This window comes from Vibrio chemaguriensis (assembly GCF_012275705.1).
In the GTDB taxonomy this organism is placed as follows: Bacteria; Pseudomonadota; Gammaproteobacteria; order Enterobacterales; family Vibrionaceae; genus Vibrio; species Vibrio diabolicus.
In genome coordinates this window covers 45333-53469 of the sequence record NZ_SHOE01000027.1, presented here as the reverse complement: position 1 = coordinate 53469, position 8137 = coordinate 45333, and the positions used below count along the sequence as shown (strand labels likewise).

6 protein-coding genes are annotated in these 8137 nt (G+C 45.2%); 1 reads left to right on the top strand and 5 read right to left on the bottom strand.

Going from position 1 to position 8137, the window contains the following annotated elements; all coding sequences use genetic code 11:
• Positions 1–133: 133 nt before the first annotated feature.
• The gene (gene ilvY, locus EX191_RS19770) at positions 134–1024 is read right to left on the bottom strand and encodes an HTH-type transcriptional activator IlvY (protein WP_114323008.1); all 891 of its coding nucleotides are present in this window, start codon (positions 1022–1024) and stop codon (positions 134–136) included.
• A 143-nt stretch (positions 1025–1167) separates the two neighbouring features.
• Between ilvY and ilvC the strand changes: the two genes are divergently transcribed.
• The gene (gene ilvC / locus EX191_RS19765; protein ID WP_005398179.1) at positions 1168–2652 is read left to right on the top strand and encodes a ketol-acid reductoisomerase; all 1485 of its coding nucleotides are present in this window, start codon (positions 1168–1170) and stop codon (positions 2650–2652) included.
• Between the two features lie 182 nt (positions 2653–2834).
• On the opposite strand, the gene ubiK is transcribed toward ilvC, so the two are convergent.
• From ubiK to EX191_RS19745, 4 genes are all read right to left on the bottom strand, one after another.
• A complete protein-coding gene (gene ubiK, locus EX191_RS19760; protein ID WP_005398178.1) occupies positions 2835–3086 on the bottom strand; it encodes a ubiquinone biosynthesis accessory factor UbiK in 252 nt (83 codons plus the stop codon).
• A 131-nt stretch (positions 3087–3217) separates the two neighbouring features.
• The gene (gene vmeD / locus EX191_RS19755; protein ID WP_104971107.1) at positions 3218–6340 is read right to left on the bottom strand and encodes a multidrug efflux RND transporter permease subunit VmeD; all 3123 of its coding nucleotides are present in this window, start codon (positions 6338–6340) and stop codon (positions 3218–3220) included.
• Between the two features lie 12 nt (positions 6341–6352).
• Positions 6353–7459 (bottom strand): multidrug efflux RND transporter periplasmic adaptor subunit VmeC, encoded by a 1107-nt coding sequence (gene vmeC / locus EX191_RS19750; RefSeq protein ID WP_104971108.1) that lies wholly within the window; start codon positions 7457–7459, stop codon positions 6353–6355.
• 18 nt (positions 7460–7477) lie between these two features.
• Positions 7478–8059, bottom strand: a complete 582-nt coding sequence (locus EX191_RS19745; protein ID WP_005398171.1) for a TetR/AcrR family transcriptional regulator — start codon at positions 8057–8059, stop codon at positions 7478–7480.
• Positions 8060–8137 lie beyond the last annotated feature (78 nt).

The window sequence follows — 8137 nt, the reverse complement described above, 5'->3', positions numbered from 1 at the left end:
TGTGGGGCTTCCCCATGTGAGAGTAGGACATCGCCAGGCTTTAAATTTGAAAAAGCCCACTCGAAAGAGTGGGCTTTTTTACGTTTCTGGGCTCTGAAAATTACCTAAGCACTCAGAACTCAAACATCTATTGTTAAAGTGTAATGTATTTACTCTCCGCTACTTTCCAAAAAGCCTTCACTAATGGATTCTCTAACTGATTTTTGGTACAGCAGACACCAAGTTCAAACGGCTTAATTGGTAACACTTTTAAGCGATTTATCTTCTCCCTCACCGGGCTATTGTTGATCACGACATCAGGTGCGATACCCACACCGCATCCCAGTGCAACCATACTTACGATGGCTTCATGCCCTGACGTTTGCGCGTAGATTTTCGGCTTTATTTTCATTTGTTTGAGCCAAGCATTGGCTCTATCTCTTGCTGTCCCTGCTTCTGGGAGAATGAATGGAATGACTGACCAGTTTGGTCTTTCTTTTTGTAGCTCCTCCGCAAATGAACTCACGCCGACAGGAGCGATGACCGAAAGTGGTATTTCACTGATCGTTTCAAATGCGATTTTGCTTGGCATCTGCTCAGATTTGGCTGAGATGGCAATATCGGCTTCATCTGCTAGAATTTTGTCGATTGCTTGAGCCGGGTCGCCGGTTGATAGCTTAAATTCGATAAAAGGATGCTGCAGACGAAAATCAGAGATTAACTCTGGCAGGTGGCTGTAGCTTGCAGTAACCGAACAAAAGAGACGGATTTCTCCTTTCAACTCGTCCTCTGCTCCTTTTAGGTGACTTTGGTACTGCTGCCATTCGCCAAGAATTTTTAAGGCGACAGGAACCAGTTTTTTGCCTTGGCTCGTTAAATCAACGCTGCGATTGTCCCGCAAAAATAATTGTTGGCTAGTTTCTTCCTCTAGCTTTTGTACTTGTCTGCTCAAGGCTGAAGGACTCACATGCATCGCTGCTGCGGTCTTAGCGAAACTTTTACTCTCACACAGATGAATAAAAAGTTGCAGGCTTTTGATATTCATTAAATCTTCATTTCCATGTTGCACAAATTGCAATAACTAATTGTGAATATATCACTTTAAGCAATTTAATGTCTGTTTTAGTATGAAGTTATTCGGTAAGGCAATTACCGACCTCAATGGAAGAATCTCAAAGGAGCACCAAGATGGCTAATTATTTCAATACCTTAAACTTGCGCGAGCAGTTGGACCAATTAGGTCGTTGTCGCTTTATGGACCGTAGTGAATTTGCTTCAGAAGCGGATTACTTAAAAGGCAAGAAAGTGGTTATCGTAGGTTGTGGTGCTCAAGGTCTTAACCAAGGTCTGAATATGCGTGACTCTGGTCTAGACGTTGCTTACGCGCTTCGCCAAGCAGCAATTGATGAGCAACGCCAGTCATTCAAAAACGCAAAAGACAACGGTTTTGAGGTTGGTAGCTACGAAACGCTAATTCCGCAAGCTGACCTAGTAGTAAACCTTACTCCAGATAAGCAGCACACAAACGTTGTTGAGACGATAATGCCGCTAATGAAAGAAGGCGCAGCGCTAGGTTACTCACACGGTTTCAACGTTGTTGAAGAAGGCATGCAAATCCGTAAAGACCTAACGGTAGTAATGGTTGCACCTAAATGTCCGGGTACGGAAGTTCGTGAAGAATACAAGCGTGGTTTCGGTGTACCGACTCTTATCGCTGTTCACCCAGAGAACGACCCAAAAGGTGAAGGTTGGGATATCGCGAAAGCTTGGGCTGCAGCAACAGGTGGTCACCGTGCAGGCTGTCTAGAGTCTTCTTTTGTTGCTGAGGTGAAATCTGACCTAATGGGTGAGCAAACTATCCTTTGTGGCATGTTGCAGGCTGGTTCTATCGTATGTTACGAGAAGATGATTGCTGACGGTATCGAACCTGGCTACGCAGGCAAGCTTCTTCAATACGGCTGGGAAACGATCACGGAAGCTCTGAAGTTTGGTGGTATCACTCATATGATGGATCGCCTAACTAACCCTGCGAAAGTAAAAGCATTTGAACTTTCTGAAGAGCTAAAAGAGCTGATGCGTCCGCTATACAACAAGCACATGGATGACATCATCACAGGTCACTTCTCTAGCACGATGATGGCTGACTGGGCAAACGACGATGCAAACCTACTAGGCTGGCGTGCAGAAACGGGTGAAACTGCTTTCGAAAACTACCCAGAAACTGACGTAGAAATTTCTGAGCAGGAGTACTTCGATAACGGTATCCTGATGGTTGCTATGGTTCGTGCGGGTGTTGAGCTAGCATTTGAAGCGATGACCGCTTCTGGCATCATCGATGAGTCTGCTTACTACGAGTCTCTACACGAGCTGCCACTTATCGCAAACACTATCGCACGTAAGCGTTTATACGAGATGAACGTGGTTATCTCTGATACGGCTGAATATGGTAACTACCTATTTGCTAATGTAGCAACGCCGCTACTGCGTGAAAAATTCATGCCTTCTGTTAGTACAGACGTCATTGGTAAAGGTCTAGGTGAAACTTCTAACCAAGTGGATAACGCGACTCTTATCGCTGTGAATGAAACAATCCGCAACCACCCTGTAGAATATATCGGTGAAGAACTACGTGGTTATATGACAGATATGAAGCGCATCGCGGTTGGTGGCTAATTTTCTTTGCTTCAAAGTAGAGAAAATATTAAATGAACTCTGGCCAGACTGGAGTCGATAAATACAAAAACACAACATCTAATCAAAAGGCTTGGTCGCCGTTGACCAAGCCTTTTTATTTTTAGCCGATTTATCTGCGCGCCGATAAGAAAAACGCTCCTTTGTGAGGAGCGTTTTAACACTTATTTTTCTGCAAGCTTCTCTTCAAGCTCCGCCAATTTCTGTTCCATTTCTGTCAGCTTTTGACGCGTGCGCAGCAAAACTTGAGTTTGAACATCAAACTCTTCGCGGCTTACGACATCTAACTTATTCAGTTGGCCTTGGATTACTTGGCGAACCTTCTGATCAACATCAGAGCCTAACTCTTTTACAGGTTGAGGCATTGAGTCGTGAATCTGTTTAGCAATTTGCTCTAATTTCTTTGGGTCAAACATAGTGGCTAAAACTCCTTTTGATTTGTCCTCATTTTAAGTAAATGATACGTGAAAGTCGCCATTTAGATGGCAAAAAAGAGAGCGGCAATAAAAAAGGTCACCGAAGTGACCTTTTTGAATGCCTTAAAAGCTTATCTGTTATCCGCTAATTCACGGTGGGCTGCTTTCGCTTCATCAACTCGTGCCAACTTCTCCAAGTCTTTGTCTTCAACAAATACTGGCAGTGGTTTGTGTTTTTCTGCTAGGTAGCTGTAAATCACAGGTAGTACGAATAGTGTGAACAATGTACCAATTGCTAGACCAGCAACGATTACGATACCGATACTGAAACGTTGCGCGGCACCTGCACCTGTTGCGTACATCAGCGGGATCAGACCTGCGATCATTGCTGCGGTTGTCATTAGGATAGGGCGAAGACGCACTTTCGCAGCCTCCATCACCGCATCAATACGAGACAGTTTATTATGTAACTGCTCTTCTTTGGCTACTTCACAGATCAAGATACCGTGCTTGGTGATTAGGCCGACCAGCGTGATCAAACCAACCTGCGAGTAGATGTTCATTGAGGCCGTACCCCACGCCAACGCGATCAAGGCACCACATATTGCTAGCGGTACAGATACCATGATGACAATAGGGTCGCGGAGTGATTCAAATTGAATCGCCAGAACGAGGAAGATGATCGCAAGTGCAAGACCAAAGGTTGCATACAAGGCACTACCTTCTGTCACAAACTGACGAGATTCGCCCATGTAATCGTGGTTATAGCCTGCAGGCAGTTTGGTTTGTGCGATGTCTTCAAACCAGTTAATTGCATCACCCATAGCAACGTTAGGCGATGGCACCGCACCTACCGTCGCGGAGTTTAACTGGTTGAAGTGTGGCAAAGAGCGAGGCTCTGCAATCACATCAATCGTAATCAAGCTGCTTAGTGGGACGGCTTTACCATCAACAGAACGCACATAGTAGTTCTTCATCGACTCTGGGTTTAGACGCCATTTACGTTCAACTTGAGGAATCACTTCATATGAGCGGCCGTTAAGGTCGATACGGTTAACGTAACCATCAGCCATCATGGTGCTGAGAGTGATACCAATATCTTGCATGGTCACACCGTAGGCACCGGCTTTGTCTTTATCGATCTTAATCTTCATAGTTGCTGAATCGTAGTTCAGGTCTAGATCGGAATAGACAAACATTGGACTACTTGCAACATCGGTCAGGATATCGCTAGCGATAGTAAACAAGCTTTCGAAGCTATTTGGTGTCGTAATTACAAACTGGACAGGTAGGCCTGAGCCCGCACCAGGCAGTTCTGGCATTTGGAACGCAGTGACAGACATACCTGGGACACTTGAAACTAGGCCTCCCACACGTTTTGTGATTTCAGATTGACTTGCTTCTCGTTCACTCCATGGCTTCAATGTTGCTAGACCAAACGCTTGGTTTGAGTTCGGCACACCGTTAAATACCTGAGCGTATTCTACTTCTGGCTGATCAGAGAGAATCTTATTCACGTCATCCATGGTGTTTTGGATGTAGTCCAAGTTCGCGTTTGATGGTGCGGTACCCATCAGAACAACCACACCTTTATCTTCGGACGGCGCCAGCTCACTAGGAATAAACTTAAATAGAATCGGTAAGCTCGCAAATACAATTATCGCAAATGCAATTACAACAGGACGGTGAGCCATGACTGCTGTAAGCATTTTCTCATAGCGATTGGTCATGCCATCAAGGATATGATGAACTTTTTGCTCAAACTTGCTCGGTTTTTCGTTCGCCTTCAGCATTTTTGAACACATCATAGGTGATAGCGTTAAAGCGATGATACCGGACACAAATACCGAACCTGCTAGCGTTAAAGCGAACTCTTTGAACAACGAGCCTGTAATACCGCCCATCAACGCGATTGGTGCGTATACTGCACCTAGCGTTAATGTCATCGCGATAACTGGTACTGCAATTTCGCGCGTACCAATGATTGCTGCACGGAATGGTGACTCGCCTTCTTTGATATGACGGTCCACGTTTTCTAGTACCACGATCGCGTCATCCACCACCAGACCGATGGCAAGTACCATCGCCAGTAGTGTCATCAAGTTCCAAGAGAAGCCCATTGCCTGCATAACCATCGCTACACCAATCAAAGAGAGTGGAATAGTGACGATAGGAATGATGACCGCACGGAACGAACCTAGGAATAGTGTGATCACTACAAGTACGATAAGTGCCGCTTCAAGAATCGTTTTCACTACTTCGTGAATTGACTCGTTGATCGCAATGGTAGAGTCGTACATCACGTTCATTTTGATGTTACTTGGTAAGTTGCGCTCAAGTTGAGGTAATAATTCAAGCACATCAGCAGCGATGTTGATTGGGTTGGCACTTGGCGCGGCGTTGATTGCAGCAACCACGGCTTCTTGGCCGTTTGCACTTGCACGGTATACGTCGTGACTCTTCTCAAGTGTTACCTTAGCGATATCACCTAAGCGAATAACGTCCCCTTCACCCGTTTTTACGACCAACGCTTCAAGTTCAGCAACGTTTGATACCTGAGTATCCGCGCTACCGTTATAAAGCACGAACTCACCAGTCGCTTGACCCGTCGCAGATTGGTAGTTGTTGGCGTTAAGAACGCTCATCACATCCGTTGCAGTCAGCTTTAATGCGCCCATTTTTGCTGGATCTAGCCATACGCGCAGCGCGTATTTCATACCACCGTAAAGGTCGACTTTTGATACACCATTTACAGTGAATAGCTGTGGGTTGATTACACGCTCAAGGTAGTCGGTGATCTGGCTGGAAGACAACTCGTCACTGGTAAAACCAATATACAATACCGCGGTAGTTGAACCAGTCGACATCGTTACAGTCGGGTCTTCAGCTTCTTTTGGAAGCTGGGAACGTACCGAGTTAGTTTTCGCTAAGATGTCAGCCAATGCCGCGTTCGGGTCGGTATTCAACTTCATGTTGACGGTAATGGTTGATTTACCTAACACCGATTGCGAGGTCATATAATCAATATTATCGGCTTGCGCCACCGCTTGCTCCAATGGCTGAGTAATAAAGCCCTGGATCAAGTTGGCACTTGCACCGTAGTAACTGGTGGTCACGGTGACCACTGTATTCGTCATTTCAGGGTATTCACGAACTTGCATTTTGAACACGGCTTGCAAACCAAGCAATGCAATCAAAAAACTGATCGATACCGCTAAAACTGGACGTTTTATAAAAACATCTGTAAAGCGCATGATGCCTCCAACTTAAAGCATTGGTGTTTCAGCAGGTGGGGTAGTTGCATCGCTTTCGACAATGCTTACTTTTGCGTGGTTACTTAAACGGACTTGGCCCGATGTCACCACTACATCACCTGGCTTCACGCCTTCTAGAATGTGTGCGATATCTTTAGAGCGTTCGCCAACTTTTACCACATGCTGCTTAACGCGTTTCTCGCCATCTTCTTCCGTTACGATGTAAACATTGTCGCCGTATAGCGTAAACGTGATCGCAGTTTGAGGCAGAGTGACCTGATTTTCTAATTTAGGCAGAATGATGTTTGCACGTGCGAACATACCACTACGCAGTTTGCCATCACTGTTAGGGATATCTGCTTGAACCTGAATCAAGCCACTTTGTACGTTAACCGCAGGCTCAATCGCAGAAATTGAACCTTTGAAAGGCTGTTCTGGGTAGGCATCCACGAAGATATCCACTTCTTGGTCGATGTTGATACGTGAAATATCGGTTTGCGGCACGGTAAAGCGTAAGCGCATCACGCTGGTGTCTTCCAGGCGAACAATATCAGTACCCGCTTGTAGGTACTGACCTAGGTACACGTTACGAATACCTACTACACCATCAAATGGCGCTTTGATTTCGCGTCGGTCGATGGTCGCTTTCAAGCTTTCAATGTCCGCTTTTAAGGAGAAGTAGTTCGCTTCTGCTTCGTCATACGCTTCTTTAGAAATAGAGCCTTTTTTAAATAGCCCTTGGTAGCGTTTGTATTTCGCTTCTGCTGCTGGCAACTTGGCTTGCGAGCTCTTTAAATTCGCTTTCTCAACGTCAGAGTCAAGCAGTACTAATGGCTGACCTGCTTTGACTTGAGTGCCGGAATCAAATGCGATTTTGTCGATAACACCACTGGTTTCGTTTGCGACCGTCACACCTTGGTTTGGTTCGATAAAACCGATAGCCTCGATCACTGGTACCCAATCAACCGCTTGTACTTCCGTCACGGTTACTGGGAACTCAGGTTCAGGACGGTTTGCCATGTATTCAGCAATCTTTTGTTGCTTAAATAAGTTGAAACCTATCACGCTGCCGAACAATAGAACGGCGATAAGTAACATAAAGAAAGTCCACTTTTTCATTCTATTAAGAACTCCAAGTTAGTGTTTAATAATTGCATCCCAACTGGCTTCAATAGCAGCTTCTAATGCCGCCTTATCCAGTTGATAAAATCCCAAAGCGTGTTTCCTAGCAAGTGCAACACTTGCCTCAAAACTCAATCCAGAAAGCACTTCGTTATCGAGAGGCTTGAATACGCCCTCTTCTTTCCCCTGATTAAAAAGAAGATCTACTTGGGCAAACATTTGTCTTTCAAGTTCCCGAGCTTTGCTACTATTTGAACAGGGTAGAGATTCATATTGAACTCGATTGCTGAGCGCATTTAAATTCGAGCTCGCTAGATTCCAAATATTGAGCCACATGGTTCGATATCGCTGTTTTAAAGGCATCTCTTCACTCACGCCCAGTTGCACAGCCGTAGCGACGCGCTTTGCTACGTTAAGGCGTAACTCCTCCAAAAGATGTTCTTTATCTGAGAAATAACGATAAATCGTTCCTGCTGCGACACCTGCTTCATTGGCGAGCTTTTGCATGGAAAGCCCTTGAAAGCCCGATTCAGCAATGAGTTGCTCTGCAGCGACTAAGATTTGTTCTCGCTTATCTACAGCAGGGTTATCCTTCATAATCCTACCACCAGTGAATGAACGTTCATTCATTATAGCTCAAATACCCGCCTTTTATGCAACAGAATGTTGCGCTTG